The organism is Thiothrix caldifontis (assembly GCF_900107695.1).
GTDB classification, from domain to species: Bacteria; Pseudomonadota; Gammaproteobacteria; order Thiotrichales; family Thiotrichaceae; genus Thiothrix; species Thiothrix caldifontis.
Map to the genome: position 1 here is coordinate 1 of NZ_FNQP01000064.1, position 1,013 is coordinate 1,013.

Sequence of the window (1,013 nt, forward strand, 5' to 3'; positions counted from 1 at the left end):
CTGGTGCTTGCGATGCCTGATTATCCCACAAAATGGCGGTTCGGAGGGTTTTTCTACAGCCTCAACGTCTCGTGTGACGGGCGCGGCGGGGAGTAGGCTGGGCGAAGTCGCGGGCTGTCACCGCGTCCGTCGTCGAACCACTCGTTATCTGTATTATTCTTTGTATTCCCAAGGATTGAATAGTTCTGCTGTGCTTTGTTCCATATCTGAGGTGTTTCTTGTGGCTATAGTACAATTATAAGTTAGTCCTGAGACTGCTATAAGCCCATCTAGGGTTGGCATTGTTCTCCCTGCTAGTTCTGCCAAACCTTGAATAGAACCCCAGTTAGTAACAACTTTTAAATCAATAGGGATAATCCGATTTTCGAAGCGCTTTTTTAAGTCTTCCTCGACCCACATTTTTAATTTCTTTTTTCTATTCTGATCTGTGTCTTTTTGAATGCCTTTTTGTATTTCACCAAACGTCAATATACTCAAAAATAAATTATCTTCATCTTGAGCTTGTAACCATGAAATAACATTTTTATTTGGTTCTCTCTTTATGACCTCAGAAATAACACAGGTATCTAGTAAGTACTTCATAGTTCAATATCTCTTGGCATATCTTTATTTCTTGAGAAATCAAGTTCACTTTCTGCCAAAGGCGAGTTTCTGAAGAATGACACTAAATCATCTTTTGGCTTGATAAATCTTATATAGTCTTCAAATGAAATGATAACAACAGCATTGCTCCCATGCTTGGTTACAAATTGGGGTCTGTGGTGTATTGCACTATCAACTAATTGGCTAAATTTGCTTTTTGCATCTTGAAGTTGCCATATGTTCTGTTCCATAGCTTCAATCTCAAGTTAAACTGGACAGACTAGACAGTATTTTCTTTTCTGAACTTTGTCAAGTATGTGAGGAATCTATATGCAGATAACGAGGGTGTAGAAAAACCCGAATCTGATCATCCCATCCAGACCGGTCAGTCATTTTTTTGAACACCCCATACGGCTGACAGGCTTCTTCAC

The 1,013-nt window shown here is 39.8% G+C and carries 2 protein-coding genes; both read right to left on the reverse strand.

Annotated features, from left to right (window positions below; translation table 11 throughout):
• Positions 1-153: 153 nt before the first annotated feature.
• Positions 154-582, reverse strand: a complete 429-nt coding sequence (locus BLV87_RS18945; RefSeq protein ID WP_093071215.1) for a type II toxin-antitoxin system VapC family toxin — start codon at positions 580-582, stop codon at positions 154-156.
• A complete protein-coding gene (locus BLV87_RS18950) occupies positions 579-833 on the reverse strand; it encodes a type II toxin-antitoxin system Phd/YefM family antitoxin (RefSeq protein WP_093071217.1) in 255 nt (84 codons plus the stop codon). The genes BLV87_RS18945 and BLV87_RS18950 overlap by 4 nt, the downstream gene beginning before the upstream one ends.
• Positions 834-1,013 lie beyond the last annotated feature (180 nt).